Origin of the sequence: Bacillus sp. cl96 (genome assembly GCF_900100505.1) — a bacterium.
Classification (GTDB): domain Bacteria; phylum Bacillota; class Bacilli; order Bacillales; family Bacillaceae_G; genus Bacillus_A; species Bacillus_A cereus.
On record NZ_FNDM01000004.1, the window covers coordinates 343,002 to 367,235 of the forward strand.

Below are 24,234 nucleotides of genomic sequence, written 5' to 3' on the forward strand. Positions count from 1 at the left end.
AATATGGCAATTATTATTAATATTGATGTAATGTTAGCAAAAAGAAAAATGAGTGTAACAGAGCTTTCGGAGAAGGTTGGAATTACAATGGCTAACCTTTCTATCTTGAAAAATGGAAAAGCAAAAGCAGTCCGTTTTTCAACTTTAGAAGCAATATGTAAAGCATTAGAATGCCAACCGGGGGATATTTTAGAATATCAACCTGAAGATACCGAGTAAAAAGAGTCCTTCATACGAGAAGGACTCTTTTTATTACACATTACGGTGCAAAACTAATTTGACCAGTAAACAATAGGATAATTGCTATGATCCAAAATATAAAAAATGATGAGGACAGTATTAATGAAAGAATAGCAATTCCCTTCTTCTCTGTTCTTTTCGTCATTGTGATTATTGAAAGTATGATACCTACACCTGTCAGGGCAATTGTAATATAATCTCCAACTATATTACCTGCATTGGCTATCCTTGTTGGCGTTATAAAAACGAATAGAAAACACAAAATGCCGATGAGTAAAGATACATAGCTTATTATACTGTACTTCTTTTTAGGAACTATTTCAGTTTTCATACTAACCCCACCCCTTCTATATAGCTATGAATTCATATTAACATGAATAACCATAATTTGGTTAAAATATAAAAAAGATAAAGTAGACGCTATCACTTTATCTTTCGGTTTATTTCTATCTAACAATTAACCTGGCTACTTCCTTAATAAAGATGGACGATCATTCTTTAACCTCTAGTAATTATTATATACAGAAAATAAAGTGAAACTTTAATCAGTGGAGGTTTTGTTCACCCTTCACTGATTATTAGTTGAACCAATCAGGCTACCCGTTAATGCGGAATAAAATGAAAGAGTTCTAAAAAATAAAGACTGTACCTTTAAAATGAAAGATTCAGTCTTTATTAATAACTTTTTTTATAAAGAAAACTCTCTATCACTCACTATCTTAAAAAACTCCGAGTAATGTGATAAAGAATAGTCCGCTACATCACAATCACCTTGAAACATACATGTTGAAATACCTAATTCTTTTGCAGGTAATAAATCTAATTCTCTATCTCCAATAGCTAAATCAATATTGTATTTTTTATGCAGATGATTATAAGCTAAAGAGTTTGGCTTTCGAGGAAAGCCATCGTCAATTGTAACCATATCTACGAAGTATTTTTCCCAGCCGTAATATTTTAAAATGCCCATAACCCCTTCCCTATGTTTATGGGTCATAATCACATTTTTATTTGCAAATTTCAAAACCTCTTCGACACCTGCAAAAGGTTTCATATCTTTTGGCGTGAATTTCCCCTTCAAAACTTTAATCTTTTCTTCCTGCTCACATGAAATATTATAATACTGAATTGCATGAGAGTATGATATTTTTAAGTTTTTGTATATTTCTTGTTTTTCTACTGAATCACCTAATATTTCAGAAAGCATCATTGTATATGCAGGATACGTATCAAATAACGTCCCATCAAAATCCCATAAAATATTCATTCTATTCACCTTCTATTTTCAAATCATTCAATGACTAAATCCGCCCTATCCCTCGGCAATTCCGTTTTTAAGTAATAATCCTCTGCTTTCCAATACCTATTTTCAAACTTTGAAAGGTTTTTCTGCGTTTTTTCACTCTCACGTAGAAACCTTGTCTCTCTTGGACAGTCCAAATAGACCATATAATGAAAAAAATCTCTCCATTCTTTTCGCTGCAGAAAAACTCCTTCAATAACAATTACGCCTACAATAGGAATCTGTACTTTTTCCATTTCACATATATCTGTTTCTTCATGAAAGAAAGGTAATTTCAATTTTGTTTCATGTTGTAGCTTTTGAAAAAATTTCCGCCTTAGCCATTCAATGTCCCATTGTAAATAATAATGCTCATACCATTCTTCATATCCAGTATGATATCGTTTATTACGCTCCACTATATGATCATCAATATGGAAAATACGAAACGGAATGCCTTCTTGTTTCATATTTTCTTTTAAATTGGCTACGAATGTTGTTTTTCCAGATCGACTTAAACCATCTATACCTAAAATGAATCTATTTTCCCTATGCTTCTTCATAATCGTTATAAGTTCGTTTGTACTCATTACTTCTTCCACTCTTCTTTTAATAAAGAATATAAAATGGTATCATGAGCAACTCCATTTTGAATCATATGTTTTCGAAGTAATCCTTCTTCTTGAAATCCTGCTTTTATTAATAATTTTTGAGAAGCTTTATTTTCTACATATACAACCGCTGCGATTCTTATTAGTTGCAGTATTTCAAATCCGTAAGCTAAAATTGCTTGTAATGCTTCCAATGCATATCCTTGTCCCCAATATGTATCATCTAATTCATAACCAATTTCAGCTCGTTTATGATGATTATTAATTAAATGAAATCCGCACGTTCCGATTAATTGGCCCGTCCCTTTTTTCTCGATTCCCCAGCGAAATACACTGCCCTCTTCATAACGATTTTTGAACGTTTGAATCATTGTTTTCGCTTGCTCAATATTTTGGAAAGAATCCATTCCGAAATAACGTATAACTGATTCTTTCGAAAAATATTGGAATATCGTTTCTGCATCTAATAGTGTAAGTTCTCTTAAGAATAAACGTTCTGTTTCTAGTTTCGGAAATCCCATTTCTCTTTCTCCCTCTATTCTAATGAACTGCAAATTTCAATATAATTTCCATCTGGATCAGCAATGTAGGCAATTGTTTGTCCCCACGGTTTTACAATTGGCTCTACTAAAATTTTAATACCTTGCTCTCTAAATTGCTCAATCGTTTCTTGTACATTCTCAACAACGAATCCTAACTCGAAATGAGAAGACTGTAATTCACCTTCTGTAAGCGGTAGTCCTGTTAATTCTTTCACATCTTGCCGCGTATTCATCGCTAAAATGGTAGTTCCAGTATTAAATTCAATATATGTGCCGTGCTCTGCTTTTATAGGTAACTGTAAAATATCTTTATAGAACTTTAAACATTCCTCAAACTTTTCTACATATAAAATGATGTACTTCATTTTCAAATTCATTTTACATCCCCCTTTGTATCTATCCCTAAAATTTCGACAAAAGTCTCATAAAACCTTGTTCCTTGTAGTAATGAGCAAAAAAAATGAGGCCGATTTCTCGGCCCCCCAGCTTATTGGCATAAAACAGGAGATTTGGTTTGGACATAACCAGTTCGTACTTTTATTATATTTTATTTTTTCTGAATTTTAAATACATTAAACACCTATTTATATTGAGAAAGTTTTTTGCTTGCATAAAATTAAAGATTTTAAGAAATGATACAAATGGAGGTGTATACATATGGAACCAATGCTATGTCCAAGTTGTAAAACGAACCGTACTCGCTTTAATATTCTTGAGCAACAAGTAAAACCAGTCAAAATAAATCCACAAACTGGTCAAGTGGAAGAAGAATACACAAATGAAACGATGAATGCTTTTCATATGGCCTATCAAGGACCTACATACCGTGTCCAATGTGCTGTATGCGGACTTGTTGAAAACCCTGAACAATTTATTAAACCTGCGCAAAATCAGTCTTTCTAATAAAAACATGATTATCCCTTGTAGAAATAGATTTTTCTATAAGGGATTTTTTCGTTTTATACTTTAATAAAAAACGTGTTTCTTCCTTATTATAAGTTACACCCCACATCTTTTTAGTCATCTTTTATTTTTTGATCCTCAATATGAATCTTTTTTCTTCATTTATTATTTTCAGGTTAAATTGCGGCTTTGATATTGTTAATTTTATGCCTTCATATAGATTTTTATTATATAAAAAAGAGTGAGCAAAAATACGATTATATAGAAACAAAAGAAGTTGATTCCCATATTAATTACCTCTTTACAAAATCAACTTCTTTTAAACTCCACTTTTTATTATAATATTTCACTTTTTAATTTCTTGATTTTCCAAGAAAGTCTTATAAAGAAGTACATCCACATACCACCTGTAAGACCGGTCATAACTTTCGCCCACATTGGCACTCTTGATTCCATCGAGCTTAAAAACAGATTATACATTGATGGTAATAAACTTGCTGATATAATAACAAGGAATAACAATAATTCATTTAGTTTTTGTATCCTCGTCTCCTTTTCTGAGTAAATATCAGGCAATTCATTTACTTCTTCTACTTCTTTACAAAAATAATTCCATCTTGTGAAACTTGTTACGCGTTTCCAACCTGACATTTCGTATATTTCGAAATATTCTTGTTGTTGTTCTTTCGAATCTCTATAAACCAATCTAAAATCAGCTTTGTACATTACATCTTTTGGCTCCGTTTTCTGAAACGTATACATTAAATTATATTTTTGTAATGCCCAACCTTGCTGATGCATCTTTCGTAAAAAAGCTTCTTCTTTTTCTAAATTCCATGCCATAAAAAATTTGAATACCCTTTTTGTCTCCATCTTCCATTCACTCCCCTAATATACTATTCCCATTCCTTACAGATCGTTGCAACCTGTTATACTCTAGCTCTAACACTTCTTTACCAAGTGGCGTTAACTCATAGCACTTCTTTCTGTCTGTAGAGGCAACTTCAACAATTAACTTCTCTTTTAGTAATTTCGTCGTATTTCCATATAAAGTACCAGGGCCGAGCTTTACTTCCCCATTTGTCATCTCTTCTACTATTTGCATAATTCCGTAGCCATGCAACGGCTTCACGAGTGACAATAATATGTAATATGTCGCCTCAGTTAACGGAATATATTTTTGCGCCTTCGCATTCATTATAACTACCTCCGATACATCGATATATGATATATCGACTCACGATATATCATATATCGATATTGTATAATTATATTCCAAAATATGCAAGAGTAATTTAATAATTAAATATCCATTTCTTTGAATTAAAAAATCATACCAATTTTCTGAATAATTTGTTAAAATATAGAAATATTAGCTCTTTTATAATGAAAGGAATGGTACATATGATAAATAAATTGAAAGAAAACATCGGATCTGTGTTTGTTGGTAAAGAAAATGTTATTGATCTACTGCTCGTTTCACTTCTTGCTGATGGACATGTACTACTCGAAGACGTGCCTGGTACTGGGAAAACGTTACTGGCGAAAACCATTTCAAAAAGTATTGGTGGTAGTTTTTCTCGCGTTCAATTTACCCCTGATGTACTTCCAAGTGATGTAACAGGTATTGAATACTTCAACCCAAAAACAAGCGAATTCGAATTAAGAATTGGACCAGTTATGACAAACATTTTGCTAGCAGATGAAATTAACCGTGCAATGCCGAGAACGCAGTCGAGTTTGTTAGAAGCGATGGAAGAACGACAAGTGACGCTGGAGAAGCAGTCAACTCCTCTTCCGAAACCGTTCTTTGTTATTGCGACGCAAAACCCAATTGAATCACAAGGGACTTTCCCTCTTCCAGATGCACAGCTTGATCGCTTTTTAATGACGATTTCAATCGGTCATCCAACTCCTAAAGATGAGTTACAAATGATGCGACGTTTTCGGAACGATTTACCATTAGAAAGTGTCACATCTGTCATCTCATTAGAAGATATTTTAGAAGCTCAAAAACGAGTAAAAGAAATATTTGTTTCGGAACCGTTAGAACATTACATTATTAAACTTGCTCATGCTACAAGAAATCATGATTATATCGCTAACGGTGTAAGCCCACGTGCCACATTAGCTTTAGTACGTGCTGTTCAAGCTTTAGCCTTTTTACACGGGAGAGAATATTGCACACCAGAAGATATACAATTGTTAGTTCCTTCTGTTTGGAATCACCGTATCGTCTTATCAATGGAAGGTGCCCTGCGTACGACAAAGAATGATATTATGCAAAGTATTTTAAAAGAAGTTGACGTACCTGTGGAGATTGAACAAGCATGAATGGACAGCGTGTTGTAACTGTGCCTTTATTTTTTCAACTCCATATTATTCAACTAACCGTTCCAATCGCATTACTTTTCACATTCTTTTTCCCGCAACGAATGCTTATGTTTCTCTTTTTCTTCTATTATTTATTTGCGATTTTTATTTATAAATATGTCGCTTTCATAGAGAAGAAGTTTCAAATCATAAATGAGAAACAAACTACACGGATTTTTCCTGAGGAATCTGGACAGTTTTTTATTCATTTAAAAAATGGAGCCAGCATACCAATCGTTAATGGTGTTTGTTACTTTCATTTAAATTCGTCCCTTATACCGCATAAAGAGCAAGGCATTGAACAAATATCAAAAACGTTATTCTCTTTCCCATTTTCACAACTTGCACATTCGGCACAAAAATGGGGGTTAACATTAACCGCCACGAAGCGTGGCGTGTTTCAAATTGAACAATTTGAATGTGTATTAAAAGATCCATTTCATCTATTAACTGTACATTTACCTGTTTTTGATAAATTAAGGACTGAAATTATTGTGTATCCTTCTCCTAAAGAAGTAGCAGGTTTGCAAGAACTTCAGCAACTTTTGAATGGATCTTATCGAACGAATTTTTCTTTTTACAATGATGAAACATCTATTATCGGTGTAAAGCGATATGAGCGTGAGTCTTTCCGCTCTATTCATTGGAAGGCATCTGCTAAAATGCAACAATTACAGGCGAAGCAATATGAACCTGTAAAAAATTATAGTTGGACGATTTGTCTTTCTTTAGCTGCCGATCGTGGATTTGGTTGGAAAGATAATGTAGAAGAACTTATTTCATATGCAACATACATTTTCCAGTATGCAACGAAGCACCACATTCCGTTTGAATTGTTTATTAGTGTATTAGCAGAAGGCGGTGCATTACATGTACCGTTAAATGAAGGACAAACACAATATGCAAAAGCTTTAGAAGAATTAGCCCGTATTTCAGATGATAGTACGTTACTTCCGAAACAAGGATTCCTTCATTATGTAAAGAGAAAAAGAGAACGATCGTCTACAATGATATACATTGGTTTACAAAGAAATGAACTCCCTCTTCTCTCGCAGCCAACGTTTCTCATTACTAGTGAAGGGATGGTGGAACCAGTTGAAAACTTGGCTATATCACATTCATGATTTCATTCTGCTCCTTCTGCTTTCATTATTAACAGAAAGAGATGAACTAATTAGTATTGCAATATTTTTAACAACAGGCTATATTGGAGTATTTCTTATTCATAAATTTATGCAGAAAAAAACAACAGGATTTGTAATACTTTTAGTTCTTCAAATCGTTCTTTTCTCTTTATTTTTACCTTTTTCTCTATTTGGCACAATCATATTACCACTATTTTTCTTTATCGTACATGTGGTCGGACCTGGATATCCAGTTCAAAAATCTTTAGGTGGTATTGTATGGTTTGTCGTTTCAGCTATATTTTATGCACCCTTTCCACCGTTGTGGAAACTATTAATGTTAGCCTTGCATCTTATGATTACATTTTGGTTAACCGGGGCCAATCGCAAACAACAACTATTACGTTTTTCTTCTATCATTACGATTGGCTTAATGAGTATATTAATTGTTCAAGTATTTCCTTTCATTCGACTTATTTTTGGTTTTATAACGGAAGTAGTCGCATTAGGCTTCGGCTATGCTTTAATGCCATTAATTAAAGCAGCGGAATTAAAAGATACTGAAGATGTTTGGGCAAATAAAGGACATCTCTTAAAACCAAAAATTGAAGACGGAAAAAAAATTCCTGATTTTGATCCAATACTCATAAATAGCACTACAATAATAGTCTGTACAGCTATCGCTATTTACGTCGTTTGGAAAATAGTAAAAAAACGAAAACATTTAAGTTTACCAAATATGCCCGCCTTCGAATCTACTATCATTACTGATAAAGAAGGAATGAGCCAAAATCGTTTTAAACGAAATAAACCGCCACATAACGAAATTCGGAAGGAAATTTTTAAGCTAGAGAGTAAGTTAACCCCTCCTTTAAATAGAAAACGGGGAGAAACTGTTGAGGCTTGGCTAGAAAGAATAAACGATGAAGAAGATGTAAATATTCAAAGTGATATTATTATAGATACTTATAATACGGTGCGTTATTCAAATAGTGCAAACACTGTACTTCTACATGAATTTAAGGAAGAGATTCATAAGCTTTATGCATATCAAAAAAGTTTGAAGAAACGAAAGAAATAACGTAACAAAAAGACTCCTATATTCATAGGAGTCTTTTTGTACTTCTACGTTGCTTTTTAAATGGAAGCATTCTTCCCTGCTTCAATTTCTAATGACTCTTCATGCCACCAAAGTGTTTCTTCAGGGTCTTCTTTAGCGATTTGGTGTGCTTCTTTTTTCGTTTCTACTGTAGGATATGAACCTTTTAGCGCACGCCCTGAAGTTGTAACGAATAGTACACTAAATACAACTAATCCAATAATACTTACACCTGCTAAATAAAATGCCGGTGCGAGCGGGTTACCAGTTGCATGAACTAAGTATGAACATACAAGCGGTGTTGTTCCACCGAATATCGATACAGAAATATTAAATGAGATCGAAAGCGCTCGATAACGTACATCAGTGAAAAAGAGTGATGGTAATAATGAAGGTAATGTTCCTTCATATACACTTAAGAAGAAACCTAGTACGAAAATACCTGCAAATATAGCTGCAATATGTCCGTTACCTATTAGTAAAAATGCTGGAATTGCAAATACAGTTAAACCAAGTAAACCAATTTGCACAACGCGTTTATTACCAATTTTATCACTTAATTTACCGAAATATAGTGCTAGTGGAATCATAAGTGCCATCGTAATAGAAATAATTAATAAGCCTGTTGTTTCTTCGACTTTAAGTACTTGAGTTAGATAAGAAGGAATATACGAAAGAATCATATAATTTGTAATATTAAAGAAGGCGACAATTACTGTGCTTAATAAGAAGTCTTTTTTGTGATATTTAATAATATCCATGAATGAAAATTGTTCATTGTCTTCAGATTCCTCTTGTGCTTTTTCCATCTCTTCAAAGATTGGAGATTCATCTAGATGACGGCGTAAGTATAAACCGACCAAACCAATTGGTGCAGCTATTAAGAACGGAATACGCCATCCCCAGCTGAGCATTTGCTCATCTGTTAACAATAACGTCAAAATGGTAACAATTACCGATGCAGCAATGTAACCTGAGAGTGTTCCAATTTCAAGACCACTACCGAGTATACCACGCTTTTTATCTGGAGAAGATTCTGCGATATAAACCATTGCTCCTGAATATTCGCCGCCTGTAGAGAAGCCTTGAATCATTCGGGCAACTAAAAGTAGTATTGGTGCCCATACACCAATTTGTTCATAGGTTGGTAGTAATGCGATGAATAATGTAGAAAGTGCCATTAAAATAATAGTAGTACTTAACACGATTTTTCGGCCGTACTTATCTCCTATTCTACCAAAGAATACACCTCCGATTGGTCGAACGAGGAAGGCTGCTGCAAATGTACCGAATGTAAGTACAAGTTGCAATCCACTATTATCAACACCAGAGAAGAATAATTGACTTAAAATTACCGCTAAATACGCGTATAATCCGAAGTCAAACCACTCCATTGCGTTCCCTATACCAGTAGCAATTACTGCTTTCCTGGCTTGTTTAGGATTAACAATATTAACGTCTTGAGGTTCAAAATTTAAATCATTATTTTGTTGCATATAATAAAACAGCTCCTTATTTAATTTAACTTCTTTAAGCACACCTTCTCTTATTGAATAAAATTAATTCGAAGCACTTAAGGAAAAGCAACGTCTCCTTATCTGTTATTATTATTTCACATAATTAATTATTTGTCCAATTAAATGCTCTTTTTATATAAAATTAAACCCTGTTTAACTTGTTATAGAATGACGTTCAGCTTATATAACACATACCTTTACACTACAAATGAAATTTTAATTTATTTATATCTATACGTTTCTGTAATTGCTTCCTTTAACCTAGAAATTAGTAACTTTTACTAAAGATTTGCATATATTTAAAAAGTGAACTCATTAGCTCGAATTTTGTCTTATTACATTCAAATATAGTATTATTATAGATTTAAAGGAGGGTGTTTTATGTTGGAAATAATACTTTTACTTGCTACTATTTCTTTTCTCTTCATTATTTCTGGATTTTTCATTACCTTAAAACAATATAAAGAAATAAAAAATATAAAGACTATATTAACTACCAAAAAAGAAAATGAGAAAACTACATCCGAAAACTCAATCCCTATGCAATTAGACCTGAGCGTTCTCAATAATTTACTGGCTTCTGGAATAAATAAAGGTACTAATTCAGGTAATGAAAATTCTAAGTCTGAGAAAACTAAATAGTCGTTACGTATTTAATAAAATATATATCTCCTATTTTATCTAATCTTATTAATAACTACCTCTGATTAAAAAGGAGACTACTTATGTGTAAAAATCCGATTTCTATTATTATTCGTATACAGCATAACATAAAAGTTTTACCTGAAATTTTGAAAGCCTGTGAACAACTACACCCTTTAGAAATCATCCTTACTATTAACGGATATATCGATGATTCCATTGATATTGCACAATCTTACAATTGTAAAATTATCACATTAGAAGAACCGTCAGAATTAAATAATTGTTATGTAATTGGTGCCACAAAAGCAAAGGGTAAGTACCTCTTATTTTTAGATGCAAATTACATTATCCAATCTTCCTTACTTACACAATTTCTTCAACCATTACTAGACGAATCAGCTGACATAGTATTAAACAATTTAGATGACTTTTTTTATCAAAAGCAAAAGCCAACTATAGAAATGATTTGGCAGCAGGTTACGAATCATTTTTTTCATCGTCCAGATTTACATGTTAACTCACTATTATTTCCTCCCTATGCAATAACAAAAGAGATTCTTGATGCAATTACTCCAGAAAGTTTATTAAATCCGATATTGGCACAAATGAAAATTATTAAAAATAAATTTCGCATTAGCAATCATTTTAAAATTTCTATACCGCAAATTCCCTCCTTCCCCTCAAAACAACTCATTCGTTATCACCTAGAAGCAATTGAAAATTGGGTAAATATATTACAAAATTCAAGAGGAAACTATACTGATAATAATCGAAGGCGAGATATTATTTTAGAACTTCAAAACGGCGAACAAAGAGCTATACCCAAAATAATTACAGGTAAAAAGTTTTATTCAAATACTTATGGAAATAAACAATTATCCATCATTATCCCTGTTCAAAATGAAGAAAAAACGATAGAATCTATCATTTTTGAGGTGCAGAAATTAAAACCTTTAGAAATCATCATTATTGTTAATGGATCAACAGATAAAACAGAGGAATTGGCGAAGAATTGCGGTGCAACAGTTATTACTTACAAAGAAGCACTCGGCATTGATACCGGACGTGCCGTTGGTGCATATTTTGCAAAAGGTGATATATTATTATTTATTGATGGTGATTTCTTAATTCCTAGTTCTGATTTATTACCATTTGTACAATCTGTTCAAAATGGAACCGATTTAGCTTTAAATAAATTAGAGCACTACTACATGTATCGTGTTCCTTATACTATCGTAACTGCATGTAAGCATGTTGTTAATTTAGCATGTAATCGAAAAGATTTAGGTATGGGCTCCACAACTGCTGTCCCTCATGCTTTTAGTCGAAAATGCATTGATACAATTGGGTTTGATTCTCTTCTTTCACCAACCTTAAGTCAAGTTAAAACAATTTTAGCAGGATTGCATGTACAAAATGTTCATTCTATCGACGTTGACAAGATAAATCGAGTTCGACCAGAAAAACACTTCTCGCAGGAAGGCTACCTTTCATTAGCAACGCAACAAATCATTGGTGATCATATAGAAGCAATTTCTTACCTCATTGAACAAAAAAGAAACACTGAATACTTTTAATTGTATATTCTTACCACCAAATAATATATGAATTCATTTTAAATATATAGCAAAATAAAAAAAGATGGTTGTAACCATCTTTTTTATTTTTACATTAGATCAAAAGAAAAGTAGCAGGCAGGCTTTTCATTTCTGTATCTTTCTTAAGAAGTTTGAAAATAGAGGCTTGTTAATGAAGAGTCAACACTTAAATCATCTTTTAGTGCAATTGAGAAACATGCAACTAATGGTAAAGTAATAACAATTGATCCACTAGGACTAATTACAATAGTAGGACTTGTCCCACATGTGCCTCCACAATCGACTACTGCATCAATTCCACTACCAGGGGTAATTGTAATTTTAAGACACACATCTAAACAAACATTATTCGTAGTACATGCCATAACTCTCCCTCCTTTCTTTTAACAATATATGCAGTTAATTAAATTCGGACACGACTCTCTTACTAAGTCTTATAAATTAGATGTTATTTTATTATTAACTGCATAGAAAATTAACGTTTTATTAAACTATCTAAATCAACTAAAAAACTCAAATCATCCTTTACTGAAATAGAAACACATGCAATAAACGGTATTACATTAAAATTAGATAAACATTCATCATTGCACCTTACGAATATTTCTGCCCCACCATTTGGATTGACTTTAGTTTCTAAAGAAATATGAAAACAACTTTTATTGATGCAAGACAAGATATTCCCTCCTTTCTTATATCTAATATCAATTTATCCAAAAATAAAAATACCGTTACAACTTTATTTACTCTTTACCTTCCATACTTAAAATAAAAAAGATAAAAGCTTCTTCATATATATAAAGAAGCCTTTACCTTTTAGTTACTTGTTCATTTACTATCAGTCAGTGAAACATGCTCTTCACTTGTACCTGAGCTAAAAATAATAAAAATTTTTGATTTTAGTTTCATTGCAATACTAAATATTGTCAAGTTGCATAAATGAAATGTTTAAGTTACTCATTCAATAGACAAATTTACCTTTTAAAATAAATCTTTAAAATCCTTATTCTTCAATAAATATGAAAGTCCTTCTAAATGATCCCCAGTAATTCTCAATACAGCTGGTGGATGTCCTATCGTCGCAAAATGCTCTTGTGGCCGAATACGATTTGGTTTCATTACATCTACAAAATGGACACATTCGACTTTATACCCTTCTAATATTGCCTTTACTTGTGCAACACACGCTGTGTGAAGAGTGTCCCAGCCAATTCCCTCTAAACATTTTCTACTAATAGCATGGGGAACAGCAATTGTAGATCCTACCCCTAAATCTTTACGGTTACAAGCAATATTCAACATATATTTATATAAACTTACAATATATAGAGGAAATCTAAGATTTAAATTTAAATCATTTAAAACCATATCAACACCATCCGCAACAGCTTGCGTTAACGGATGAAGATCTTTTGCTGGAATAGCAAAATCAGCATCAATAAAGAGAAGTATATCTCCTGTCGCTTCTTGTGCACCGATTGCCCGACCTATATCATGCCCTAATCTTTCTTCATAAACAATTACTGTTGCCCCTGATTGCTTAGCAATTGCTTCTGTTTGATCTGTTGACCCATTAATGACAACAATTATTTCTTTCGGTTCAATTTTTCTTGCCTCAAGAATAACTTCTTTAATCGTTGATTCTTCATTTTGTGCTGGTATAATAATTGATAACTGTTTTCCATTATAAATAGAGGAATTCATTCCCCATCCTTTATGGAAACGTGAATAATTCTTTTGGTTTTTTAACTGCTCTATAATTTCTCTTTTTCTTCCTCCATCTGTATAATTACCTCTATCATCTTTTCGTTGTAACCAACTCTCCAAAGCTTTTATATTTTCTTTAATCTCATATACTTCTAATTTAGTTAATCCATTTTTATAGAAAGAGGTTTTGTTTGCAGGCATATTATTCAAGGAGGTGTTAGTGATGGCTGACGAGGATTGTAGTCGCCACCCTTTCTCAATAAGAGTTACTTGGGACAGAATAGGATTCTGCAAGATATCATATCCAATGTCTTCAATTGCTTTTTTAGTAATAGCATATGGCATAGATAACATCGAATCATATTTTAAATCCATACGCCCCAATACATCGTTTACTATTTTTCTATACACCATAGCAATGCTTGGCCATTCTACTCTCATCTTTTCAAAACAAAACGAGTCTATATTATTTAAAATTACATCCTGTTCCTTTTTTAGTAGCGGTTCTATAAATCGTTCTAATTCTACCGAAAAAATAACATCTTCTCCATTTAAAAATAAGACTACATCACCATTGGCGACTTTTGCCCCATGAACTGGTGCTTTCCATTTACTTTTCTCCTCAATCACAACAACGTTATTTTCAACAAATGTTGGTATAGATTGTATCGCACTCATTCTATCATCAGCTACAATAATAATTTCTAGTGGTTTTATATGCTGCACTTTATTTAAAATTTGATTCAATTTTGATTTTTCTTCTCCTAAAACTATAACAACTGATAGGTCCACTTCTTTTTGTTCTTCTTTTACAGTCTGATTAGGTTTTACTTTTTTTATATATTCAATTGTTTCACTCTTCCCTACAGCTGCATGCCCTGCTTTTTTATCAAAATATAAGTCAATTATAATTTGATTTACTTCCGTGTCTTTATCAAGTTGCTCTAATTCGGAAATAAATGGTAGCAAATGATTTTGCACATCAAATTCACACGCGAAATTTTGCAAAAAATAAATATTCGGTACATATTTAATGTGATTAAAAAATTTCACAACATTAATTCTTTCGCCAAATTTCTCTTCAACTTCTTCTCTTGATAAATTTGGATAAGACAAATCGAAAACTAGATTTATTGGTACAGGTATCCATTTTAATAAATTTGTTTGAGGATTATTAATGAAAGCTGTGGAGCCCTTAACGAATCCAGCTAAAATTAAAGACATAAATCCTCCCCCAGAGCTGCCATAAAACAACACATTTTTCGAATCAACTTTTAACTTTACAAATACTATTTCTAAAATATTTGCTATATCTTGTAAATAAAATCTATTTAACTCTCCCTGTCCCCAACCTAAAGATAATTTTCCAAGATATAACGTAGGGTCATTATAATATATAACAGTATCTTCAAATTCATCCATCCAAGAATGTCGATGAAAAATAGGTGGACCAATTGGCTGTTCTTGAAACCCACCTGCTCCGGATCCAAAAACAATAGTGTTAGAAGCATCGGGCTTAATACGAATTAAAAATTCATACGTTACTTTATCCCAATCAACCTTGAGTATAAATGGTTCTGTAATTTGAAAATCCATTTGCCATAATTGTTCATATGAAATGTTAATTATTTTATACTGGTCTAACAGTTTAATCACCCTTTCCATCCATTTCAAGTTGTTCTATCAAGTAAGAGAGAGCTTCAACGTGATCACCAATGATTCTTAATACTGCCGGAGGATGCCCATTGTGACTTACATTCTCCATTAAACGAATTCTATTCGGTTTTACAACATCAACGTAATGTACACATTCTACTCTATACCCTTGTAATATTGCTTTTACTTGTGCAAGACTAGGGCATAGTAAGCTTTCCCAGCCTATTGCATCTAAACATGATCTACTCATAGCATGTGGAATTGCTACTAATGAGCCATTGCTTAATTCTGGACGATTATATGCTAAATTAAGCATATATTTTACGACGTCTACAACATAAAACGGAGGGTGTAACATCGGATTCAAATCATTTAATGCTATGTCTACACCAGCTGAAACTGCTTTTGTAAAATGATGCAAATTACTTCCTGAAACACTAAAATCACCATCAATAAATAAAAGAATATCTCCTGTAGCTTCAAGCGCTCCAATAGCACGTCCAACATTATGACCAAGTCGTTCGTTATATTCAATAATAGTAACACCAAGTCTTTTAGCAATATTAGCCGTTTGATCTGTCGAACCATTTACAACGACGATGATTTCTAGTGGTTCTATTTTTCTCGCCTCAAGTATTACTTGTTCTATAGTCTCTTCTTCATTTTGTACTGGTATAATGACAGAAAGTTGCTTCCCATCATAAATTGAAGAATGCATTCCCCACCCTTGATGATAGGAAGGGTATCGCTTACATTCACCTAGTTTTTGAACAATATCTCTTCTTTTTCCTGCATCAGTAAACCCTACTCTTCTTCCTTTTTTCTCTATCCATTTAGCTATACCGCGTAAATATCTTTCTACTTTCTCTTTTTCATTTTTGGATAACTCTTTTTTTATTAAATATCCTCCTTCCTCTATAGTCTCATCTTTAGATAACGTATTGATTGCATATTGATCGTTAATCCGCCACCCTTGATTCACAATCTTCATATGAGATAGAACGATATCTTCCATATAATTAAAGCCGATATTTTCCACTACTTCTTTCGTAAGCGCATATGGTAACGAAAGTATTGAATTGCTTTTTAAATCTGGTCGACTTAAAATTTCATTTAACATTTTTCTCCATACAATATCCATATTTGGACATTTACCTATTTCTATCAATTTATCTATTTTATTTAAAACTACATCGGCTTGATTTGTAACAATTGGCTCAATAAATCTCTGCATTTCATTTGTGGATAACGAAAAATTGCCATCTAAAAATAATAAAACTTCTCCTTTTGCTGCCTTTATACAAGCTCCATATCCATCATAATGCTTATTATATTTGTCCATAAAAACAATATGACATTTATGTTTCTTTGCTATTTCATACAAATTACTTCTATCGTTAGGAACGAAAATTATAATTTCAAGAGGATTTAGCTTCCATATAGATTGAATTGACTCTTCTAATATTTGCTCTCTTTCACTGTACAAAATAATAACCGTTAACGATTTCATTACACGCCCCCTTTACACATCATGTGACATAAAATATTAAGTATTACCATTTCCTATGAATTTGCTACTTTATTAACATATTCAAAAGTGAATTATACTGTGTGAAAACAAACGTCTATTTTTAAAAATATAATTCTGCACTTACCTCCTTTCTCTTATCCTTGTTTGTTACAACTCTCACCATAAAAAACAAAAAAAGTCCTAATTTCTTTAGGACTTTTTTAAATAAATTTATCAATATTATTAATTTTATATACTACCTTTTTCCATGTTATACCGCGATCTTTTGTAGTAAATATTTCTTTTTTATTACACGCCCAACCTTTACGCCGATTAAAAAAATGCAAACAAAATACATTTTTTAACAATGGATTACTTGATACTTTAATCCATTTTGCTCCTTTTTTTATTATTTGATACACACTTCCATTTTCACTATTTATAACCCAGCCATAATAGGAACTAAAAAACGAAACAGCCACTTTACTAGTATTTATTGTTTTATTTGAAATATGCCACGAATTCCCCTTATCAAATGAGTAATTCATTAAAAATACATCATCATTCTTTTTAGTTGGTATTACTAATAAGTTATTTTTATAGATTGCTTTATAAGCCATAGCAGTCCCATTGTTAATTCCTTCAATACTTGGAATATCTTTTGTAGGATGCCAACTTTCCCCACCATTTATTGTTTTAAATACCGTTGATGTTTCATAATGTTTTTGTAATGAAATAAACCCAATTAGATCGTTTATAAATGTTATCCCTGAAATACTATCACTAATACTTATATTTTTTATTACTTTCCAAACTTTCCCTTTCGTTTTCAAATAGTATAAATTATGTTCAAATTTATTTGATGCAAGCTTTCTAGATAATACAATCCATATACTATCCATATTCGTAGCATGCAATTGTACTTGAACATCAGTCGATTTCTCCCAATCTTCTTCAACCGGTAAAATAAACTCACTCCACCTTTCTCCTCTATTAACTGTATAAAATATAGCTGGCAATAAATCGTCATTCTTTTTTGTTAAACCATATGCCCAAGAGCTTCGAGCGTTTATTGGATACCCAAATAATACAATTGAATTAAGAGGATTGACAATATCCCATTCTACTCCTCTATTTTGAGTATATAAGATAGCCTGCTTTTTATTTGTATATTGAATACTAGCCCAACCATATTTATCCGTTCTCATTTGTAAAGAAGTAAATTGAATATCATTATTTTCCAATATATCACCTCATTCTTATTATTTATATATTCGTATGCTATTATTTTCAAAACGTTCTATCATTAGTTATTTAAACCACCCGCTTTATCTACTATCTTTATACTTACTTTCCCTTTTCTTCACCACTCAAATATAACGAAATTCCTTCTATTTTTCCGTTATCATATAAAAACGACTGTATTTTACAAAATTCAACTATAAAAAATGCACCCCAATTGTAAACTATCCCCAACAATTAGAGTGCACTTTATATAAAATATAGCTTTAATTTTTAAGCACTTACTACAGCAGCAACTTTATCTAAACAAATAATAAACTGATTCATAAATGCGTCAATTTCCTCTTTCGTAATAATATACGGCGGAAGTAATCGAATAATATTCCCTTTTGTTACATCGACTAACATTCCTTTATTCATTAGCTCAACCTGTAATTTCTTCACATTTTCATTCGTATCATTCAGACTAATTCCAAACATCATGCCAGCATGACGCACTTCCTGTATATAATAAGAATTTTCTTTCTGAATGTCTTGCAGTTTGCCATTCAAATATAGTGACGTTTCATAAGCTTCTTGCATTAACCCATCATCAAGTAATGTATTTAATACCGTTAAACCTAAAGCTGTTCCCATTGATGAATGAGCAAACGTTGTCCCGTGATCTCCTGGTGAAAATACATCACATAACTTTTCACCTACAATAATCCCTCCTAGCGGTATCCCGCCTCCTGCTCCTTTACCAATTTGAATAATGTCCGGTGTGATATTAAGATTTTGATAAGCAAATAGTTTTCCCGTTCGACCCATACCACTTTGAACTTCATCAACGACAAGAAGTACATTATATTTTTCACATAAATTTTGAACACCATGCAAATATTTACTTGATAAAGGATAAATTCCCCCACTGCCTAAAACAGGCTCTAGCATAATCGCAATTGGTTTTTCTTTAATAATGGTCTCCTCTAATTGGTCTATATTCTCACGCTCTACTTCGTATACAGGAATAGATGTTTTAGGGAAATTTTGATATACCTTTTCTTGTCTCGTAAAATGTAGTGCCCCTAACGTCCTCCCGTGAAAACTATCTTTTAACACAACTACTCCGTCACGCTCTTCATTCGCAATAGATCTATATTTATCAATTAATTTTAATGTCGTTTCTGTCGCTTCCGTACCAGAGTTTGTAAAAAAGACTTTTCCGCTTTTTAAAGTACACTCTACTAATTTCTTTGCATACTCAATTGCAACTGGGTTTAAGAAATGAAACGGTAAATGCAACGATTTCACAACTTGCTCCATTGTCGTTTGTACAATTTTAGGATGATTGTATCCTAGTACATTTACTCCTACGCCAGAAAATAAATCTAAATACTCTTTACCATCTACATCATATAGTTTACATCCTTCTCCTCTTTCCATTGCAACCTCTGTCCGACAATATGTAGACATCATATATTCTTTATCTAATTGAAACCAATCCGACATGTTAAATTCCTCCTAGTTATTTTTCCTTTTTTAACGTTTATTCTCTATATAATCGTTTATAAATTAAGTTTTAAGATTGAAATTTTAATAGTGGTTTTCTTCCACATTTTTTATTAAAACGTGTGCTTTCTCTTCCCGATATTCATTTTTCCATAATTTCTTCTATTTCAACAGGTCCACTACATATGTGTTTTTTTCATCTAGCGGTATGTTACTGCTTTGAACTTTGTATGTCATACATAATCGAGACTATAAAATCATATTTAGTAACAATCGACGAAAAAATTTGGAGGCTATATCGATGAATGAAAAATATGATAAACATAGGAAAGAATTATTAGAAGAAGACTTTAATAAACATCGAGAACTTACTGAACCAGCTAAATTTCACTCTCAAACAGTTGGTTCACGTGGACCTGTACTAGAGCAAGATAGTGTACTGCATGAGTCATTACAACAATTTATTCATGAAAAAATTTTAGAAAGACCTGTTCATGTAAAAGGATTTGGTGCGTTCGGTTATTTTCAAACGATATATTCGATGTCTGAACATACTAAATTAAGTTTTTTACAAAATTCTAATGAGAAAGTTCCTGTTATGGTTCGATTTTCGTTAGCTGTTAGTACGAAAGGAACACCGGATACTGCTAGAAATGTACGCGGTTTTTCCACAAAATTTTATTCAAAAGAAGGCATTTTTGACCTTTTATGTAATCACATTCCTGTTTTTTCTGTCCGTGATCCAATGCGTTTCCCTGAAACGATTCAAGCATTATTGCCTTCACCTAAAAATAACTTAATAGACCCTAATAGATTTTGGAGTTTTGTCGCTAAAGCACCTGAATCTATTCATTTTGTTGTCCGTTTATACTCTAATAATGGTACGGCCAAAAGTCTTCGCCACATTCCAGGACATAGTGTTAATACATATGTATGGAGAAATGCGGAAGGTAATCGAAAGTATGTAAAGTATCATTGGTACCCGTTTGAAGGTGTACAGTACATTACTAGTAAAGAAGCAATTAAACTAGCTGCCGAAAATCCTGATTATAGCGGGAAAGATTTATATGATGCAATTGAAAATGGTAAACCAGTGGAGTATGGTTTATACGTCCAGCTCATGGATCCGAAAGATGAAGCGCATCTTTCTTATGATCCTTTAGATGACACAAAAGTATGGGATGAACAGACGTATCCTCTCATACCAGTCGGGAAAATGGTATTAAATAAAAATCCTGAAAATTTTATGGAACAAGTAGAAAAAGTCGCCTTCTCTCCTTCTAATTTGCTAGAAGGCGCTGAGTTATCAGATGATAAAATGCTGCAAGGGCGCGCTAACATTTACAGTGATTCACAAAGAAGAAGAATTGGTCCCGAATTTCGCAAATTAACGATTAACCAGCAGCAAGATTGGACACCTGCTAATCAAATTACAACCGGTGAAGGAAGGTACGTTGAAGGTAAACTTGAAAGAACTTCTATAACGAAACAGGATGACTTTACGCAGGCTGGTGAATTTTATACGAAGTTACAGCCAATAGAAAAAGAACATCTCGCTGAAAACTTAGCTAGTGATTTGAAAGTTATATCCGATGATATTAGGGAGATCGTTTTGGGGTATTTCAATCAAGTATCAACTGATTTGAAAACAAGCATTGAGACAAAAATGAAAGAGCATTAAGAAGATTAAAACATGCTTTACGAATGAGAATTCAAATCTATATTAATTATTTTCTTGTCAAAATCCAATGAGGTTATTTAATTTGAAAATATAAAGCCAACATATCCCTGTTCTATAATTAGAACAGGGATATGTTGGCTTAGTTTAATGTTTAACATTACATACTTTATTTCGCTAAAAAATGCGATAAGTAGCCTTTCAAAACAAACTATAGTAAACTATTTTACTTGTACCGTATAATTCCCTGTTCCACCACCATACTTATATACACTTAAGTAATATTTCCCTGGCTTTGCATTATAATTTCCAAGCAATTTGTTTCCATCACGTTTTGTTGCATAAGCTACATAATTATTTAAATCTGATTCAGAATATAATACCCAGTTCAGTCCAAGATTTTGTTCGTTCGTAACAGAAATTTGTAAATCTTTTTGATCCTTTACATCAATAACAAATTTATCCCCCTGATCTTGATCGCTCAAGGTTCCTCTTAACAAAATATTCAAAGATAGTGGGTTTGCTGTTTCAAATGAATTATTTGGTTCTTTTTCTACAGCCGTACCTTCTTCCGTATTCACTCCGCTAAACACAACATCATATTCAAATTGCCCAGCATTATTTACACGGTAATTTACGTCAATGTTTTATATCCAGTCCACTCTTTTCCTGAAAGACGTTTCAACATATCATTTGTTGCTTCATTCATCACTTTCCAGTCCTCAACTTCTCCTTTAGCCACACTTCCTGTATATGTTCCCTGTAGTGTAAATGTATTAAAGAATTGTGATTTATTCTTTGTTACTTTCACATCTTTTAATTTCGCTTCATTCGTAATATCTGAAGTAACGTCCGAAAGCGATTTTGGATCATGTTGAGTTAAATATTCATCTGATACTTGTGGAATCGTATACTTATCGCGATTATCAATAAGCATTTGCATATAAGATTGATATTCTTCATTTAACTTATTATCTTTGCTTAATGTAGCACGGTATGCATCGTAACTTGAAACATCATTTGCGCGAATTAAATCATGTACTTTATCGAACATTTCTGGGCGCTTATTATACATATATGATTGCAGCGCAAACGAATAATTATAAAAATCCCACGTTCCATATTTCGCATTTAACGTTTGTGATGCTGTATAACGTTTTGCAGGATCATTAGATAGCCCGCCAATTATACTTTTTCGCGGTACTACACTATCTAATCGAGTTGCACCTGCAAAGAACTCTGCATTCCCTTCTTCAAACCATGTTAAACGTTCATTTTGATACATTTCCCCTTGGCCCCATAATCCCTGAACTTCGTACCTTCCCTGTAAGTAGTGCGTAAATTCATGGCGGAACAATTCTTCCAGACTATAAATACTTTGCTCTGGTGTACGTTCATATGTAAAGAAAGTTCCTGTCCCTTCAATATAAATCCCACCATTATTCGTTTCATATCCGTACAGTTGACGATTAAATTGATACTCATCTGGGCTATTATAAATAACCATCGTTAACACATCATCAGCATGTCCACTTTCAAGTGGTTTATCGCTACCAACTGTACGATAAAATTGAGAACGCACCTCTTTTGCCGCCCAGTATAGACGTTTAATTTTCTCTTCGCTAACTTTATCCCCAGCTTTAAAGACAATTGCTCCATCATCAAACGTATACGTTTTCGGTAAATATTTCTTTTTACCTTCTTCTCGAATTTGATCTAAATTTACAGTTTTTCCATTCGCATCTATTCCTCCATAATTTGTAGTAATTTGTTCTGCCGCAACAAAGTATTGCTCTCCTAAATATGGGTAAATTCGCATTGCATCTGTAACAACTTGTTGTCCTTTTGTCGGCGTGCTATGAAGCTTGCCCAATCGGCCAGCATAATAAATTCCATTATTAATTAACCATCCGTTTTTATTTGTTACTGTACCAAGTAGTGCAAAACGATTTACTTCATTAATAAAGTTATCGATATTCCGAAACCACATCGTATCTTTTGGCTCTTTTCCAGTCGTGTACATATCCGTCTGAATATCAAAGTCAATTCCCTTCATCAACTCATATATAGCGTCTCCTTTTGTTCGGTCTTCAATGAAAGTTGCAAGATTATCGTTATATTGTTTAAAAATTTCACCTGCATATAAAACCGTTTCAACATCTGCTGATGCATTTCCAATTAATTTTCCATATGATGCAATTATTTTATTTTGTTCTGATGTACCAAGTTTGAAATTTGGATTTTTTGCAATTGTTTTTAAAGCTGGTAAACACTTATCATGGTAGCTACGCTCATTTAGTTTGCTTAATTCATCATGGTAAAAACCTAAATAAAATGCTGCACGTAGAGCTTCTACTAATGTTTCAATCCCTTTTGAATCATCTTTCGTATAAGCTTGTCCTTGTTCTGCTAGTTTATTAATAATTGCTTGCATTCGGCTATCATCTTGATAGAATTTAAGACTATCACTATTAAACTGAAATAATTCCGGAATTTGATACCATTTAATTGTCACAAGAAGATCAGTTAATTGTTTATTATTTAATTGATTTAACTCAGCCATTGAATACTTTTTTTCTTCAGCTAACGGTTTAATATTATCGGTTGGTGCTAGTGGACGCTGTGATAAATCCGCTAATTTTAACCGTTTTGTAAAAGATGCATTTTCTTGTACTTTTGAAGGGTGCGCCAATTCATCAACAGATTTCTGTATTCCTACCGGCTCCATTTGTAATACGTTCTTCACATTTTGCTCTTTTGTCTCTGCTTGAATTTGCAAACCATTACATGTTATTGTCACTAATCCAACACCAAGAATCCACTTAGAAATTTTCGAATATTTAACCATCCCATTGCCCCCTAATAATTTAAAAGAAAATTCAGAATTTTGAAATCAAAAAACCACTTATTTGTATGTATTTACAGTTCCGCTATAAATACAACTATGATTAATAATGCAATAGTAGCTTGTTTTATACTATTACGAGTACAGATTCCTTACATACAATCTCCCTTC

The 24,234-nt window shown here is 32.6% G+C and carries 22 protein-coding genes and 1 pseudogene; 8 read left to right on the top strand and 15 right to left on the bottom strand.

Features of this window, described 5'->3' with window-relative positions; translation table 11 throughout:
* Nucleotides 1-3 precede the first annotated feature (3 nt).
* Nucleotides 4-219, top strand: coding sequence for a helix-turn-helix domain-containing protein (locus BLT20_RS12030; RefSeq protein WP_000974619.1), 216 nt, complete (start codon nucleotides 4-6; stop codon nucleotides 217-219).
* A 40-nt stretch (nucleotides 220-259) separates the two neighbouring features.
* Here BLT20_RS12030 and BLT20_RS12035 read toward each other — a convergent pair whose 3' ends face one another.
* From BLT20_RS12035 to BLT20_RS12055, 5 genes are all read right to left on the bottom strand, one after another.
* Nucleotides 260-571 carry a hypothetical protein gene (locus BLT20_RS12035; protein ID WP_000845558.1) on the bottom strand — a complete coding sequence of 104 codons (312 nt, stop codon included), beginning with the start codon at nucleotides 569-571 and terminating at the stop codon, nucleotides 260-262.
* Nucleotides 572-928: 357 nt separating this feature from the next.
* Nucleotides 929-1,507, bottom strand: coding sequence for an HAD-IA family hydrolase (locus BLT20_RS12040; protein ID WP_001024243.1), 579 nt, complete (start codon nucleotides 1,505-1,507; stop codon nucleotides 929-931).
* 23 nt (nucleotides 1,508-1,530) lie between these two features.
* A complete protein-coding gene (locus BLT20_RS12045; RefSeq protein WP_000106113.1) occupies nucleotides 1,531-2,112 on the bottom strand; it encodes a kinase in 582 nt (193 codons plus the stop codon).
* Nucleotides 2,112-2,654, bottom strand: a complete 543-nt coding sequence (locus BLT20_RS12050; RefSeq protein WP_000506636.1) for a GNAT family N-acetyltransferase — start codon at nucleotides 2,652-2,654, stop codon at nucleotides 2,112-2,114. Before BLT20_RS12050 ends, BLT20_RS12045 begins: the two co-directional genes overlap by 1 nt.
* Nucleotides 2,655-2,668: 14 nt before the next feature.
* Complete coding sequence (locus BLT20_RS12055) at nucleotides 2,669-3,052, bottom strand: glyoxalase/bleomycin resistance/dioxygenase family protein (RefSeq protein ID WP_001049849.1); 384 nt, start codon at nucleotides 3,050-3,052, stop codon at nucleotides 2,669-2,671.
* A gap of 280 nt (nucleotides 3,053-3,332) precedes the next feature.
* Between BLT20_RS12055 and BLT20_RS12060 the strand changes: the two genes are divergently transcribed.
* Nucleotides 3,333-3,578 (top strand): hypothetical protein, encoded by a 246-nt coding sequence (locus BLT20_RS12060; protein WP_000433602.1) that lies wholly within the window; start codon nucleotides 3,333-3,335, stop codon nucleotides 3,576-3,578.
* A gap of 336 nt (nucleotides 3,579-3,914) precedes the next feature.
* Here the strand turns inward: BLT20_RS12060 and BLT20_RS12065 are convergent, their stop codons facing one another.
* A complete protein-coding gene (locus tag BLT20_RS12065; protein WP_000448675.1) occupies nucleotides 3,915-4,451 on the bottom strand; it encodes a DUF2812 domain-containing protein in 537 nt (178 codons plus the stop codon).
* Between the two features lie 7 nt (nucleotides 4,452-4,458).
* Nucleotides 4,459-4,776 (bottom strand): PadR family transcriptional regulator, encoded by a 318-nt coding sequence (locus BLT20_RS12070; RefSeq protein ID WP_073339219.1) that lies wholly within the window; start codon nucleotides 4,774-4,776, stop codon nucleotides 4,459-4,461.
* Between the two features lie 206 nt (nucleotides 4,777-4,982).
* On the opposite strand from BLT20_RS12070, the gene BLT20_RS12075 reads away from it, so the two are divergent.
* From BLT20_RS12075 to BLT20_RS12085, 3 genes are read left to right on the top strand one after another with little or no spacing between them, the layout of a single operon-like run.
* Nucleotides 4,983-5,912, top strand: coding sequence for an AAA family ATPase (locus tag BLT20_RS12075; protein WP_000608783.1), 930 nt, complete (start codon nucleotides 4,983-4,985; stop codon nucleotides 5,910-5,912).
* Entirely contained in the window at nucleotides 5,909-7,075 is a 1,167-nt protein-coding gene (locus BLT20_RS12080) for a DUF58 domain-containing protein (protein WP_001014395.1), read from the top strand. Before BLT20_RS12075 ends, BLT20_RS12080 begins: the two co-directional genes overlap by 4 nt.
* A complete protein-coding gene (locus BLT20_RS12085; RefSeq protein WP_000860489.1) occupies nucleotides 7,047-8,156 on the top strand; it encodes a DUF4018 domain-containing protein in 1,110 nt (369 codons plus the stop codon). Before BLT20_RS12080 ends, BLT20_RS12085 begins: the two co-directional genes overlap by 29 nt.
* Before the next feature lie 56 nt (nucleotides 8,157-8,212).
* Here the strand turns inward: BLT20_RS12085 and BLT20_RS12090 are convergent, their stop codons facing one another.
* On the bottom strand, nucleotides 8,213-9,670 hold the full coding sequence (locus BLT20_RS12090) for an MFS transporter (protein WP_001186926.1): 1,458 nt from the start codon (nucleotides 9,668-9,670) through the stop codon (nucleotides 8,213-8,215).
* Between the two features lie 402 nt (nucleotides 9,671-10,072).
* Here BLT20_RS12090 and BLT20_RS12095 point away from each other — a divergent pair, with 402 nt between their 5' ends.
* Both BLT20_RS12095 and BLT20_RS12100 read left to right on the top strand, forming a co-directional pair.
* Nucleotides 10,073-10,333, top strand: coding sequence for a hypothetical protein (locus tag BLT20_RS12095; RefSeq protein ID WP_000889737.1), 261 nt, complete (start codon nucleotides 10,073-10,075; stop codon nucleotides 10,331-10,333).
* 83 nt (nucleotides 10,334-10,416) lie between these two features.
* Nucleotides 10,417-11,913 (top strand): glycosyltransferase, encoded by a 1,497-nt coding sequence (locus BLT20_RS12100; protein ID WP_000335242.1) that lies wholly within the window; start codon nucleotides 10,417-10,419, stop codon nucleotides 11,911-11,913.
* Between the two features lie 143 nt (nucleotides 11,914-12,056).
* Here the strand turns inward: BLT20_RS12100 and BLT20_RS12105 are convergent, their stop codons facing one another.
* From BLT20_RS12105 to BLT20_RS12130, 6 genes are all read right to left on the bottom strand, one after another.
* Nucleotides 12,057-12,299 (bottom strand): hypothetical protein, encoded by a 243-nt coding sequence (locus tag BLT20_RS12105; RefSeq protein WP_000752474.1) that lies wholly within the window; start codon nucleotides 12,297-12,299, stop codon nucleotides 12,057-12,059.
* 110 nt (nucleotides 12,300-12,409) lie between these two features.
* Nucleotides 12,410-12,610: a hypothetical protein gene (locus BLT20_RS12110; protein WP_001277646.1), complete on the bottom strand. Its 201-nt coding sequence runs from the start codon at nucleotides 12,608-12,610 to the stop codon at nucleotides 12,410-12,412.
* Between the two features lie 305 nt (nucleotides 12,611-12,915).
* Nucleotides 12,916-15,237, bottom strand: coding sequence for a glycosyltransferase (locus tag BLT20_RS12115; protein WP_002025986.1), 2,322 nt, complete (start codon nucleotides 15,235-15,237; stop codon nucleotides 12,916-12,918).
* Between the two features lie 52 nt (nucleotides 15,238-15,289).
* Nucleotides 15,290-16,807 (bottom strand): glycosyltransferase family 2 protein, encoded by a 1,518-nt coding sequence (locus BLT20_RS12120; protein ID WP_000839298.1) that lies wholly within the window; start codon nucleotides 16,805-16,807, stop codon nucleotides 15,290-15,292.
* A gap of 221 nt (nucleotides 16,808-17,028) precedes the next feature.
* The gene (locus BLT20_RS12125) at nucleotides 17,029-18,051 is read right to left on the bottom strand and encodes a hypothetical protein (protein WP_000429607.1); all 1,023 of its coding nucleotides are present in this window, start codon (nucleotides 18,049-18,051) and stop codon (nucleotides 17,029-17,031) included.
* A gap of 271 nt (nucleotides 18,052-18,322) precedes the next feature.
* On the bottom strand, nucleotides 18,323-19,540 hold the full coding sequence (locus BLT20_RS12130; RefSeq protein ID WP_001286478.1) for an aspartate aminotransferase family protein: 1,218 nt from the start codon (nucleotides 19,538-19,540) through the stop codon (nucleotides 18,323-18,325).
* Between the two features lie 301 nt (nucleotides 19,541-19,841).
* Between BLT20_RS12130 and BLT20_RS12135 the strand changes: the two genes are divergently transcribed.
* The gene (locus BLT20_RS12135; RefSeq protein WP_001003611.1) at nucleotides 19,842-21,221 is read left to right on the top strand and encodes a catalase; all 1,380 of its coding nucleotides are present in this window, start codon (nucleotides 19,842-19,844) and stop codon (nucleotides 21,219-21,221) included.
* A gap of 218 nt (nucleotides 21,222-21,439) precedes the next feature.
* On the opposite strand, the pseudogene colA reads toward BLT20_RS12135, so the two are convergent.
* Nucleotides 21,440-24,066, bottom strand: a pseudogene (gene colA / locus BLT20_RS12140) (collagenase ColA).
* Nucleotides 24,067-24,234: the final 168 nt, after the last annotated feature.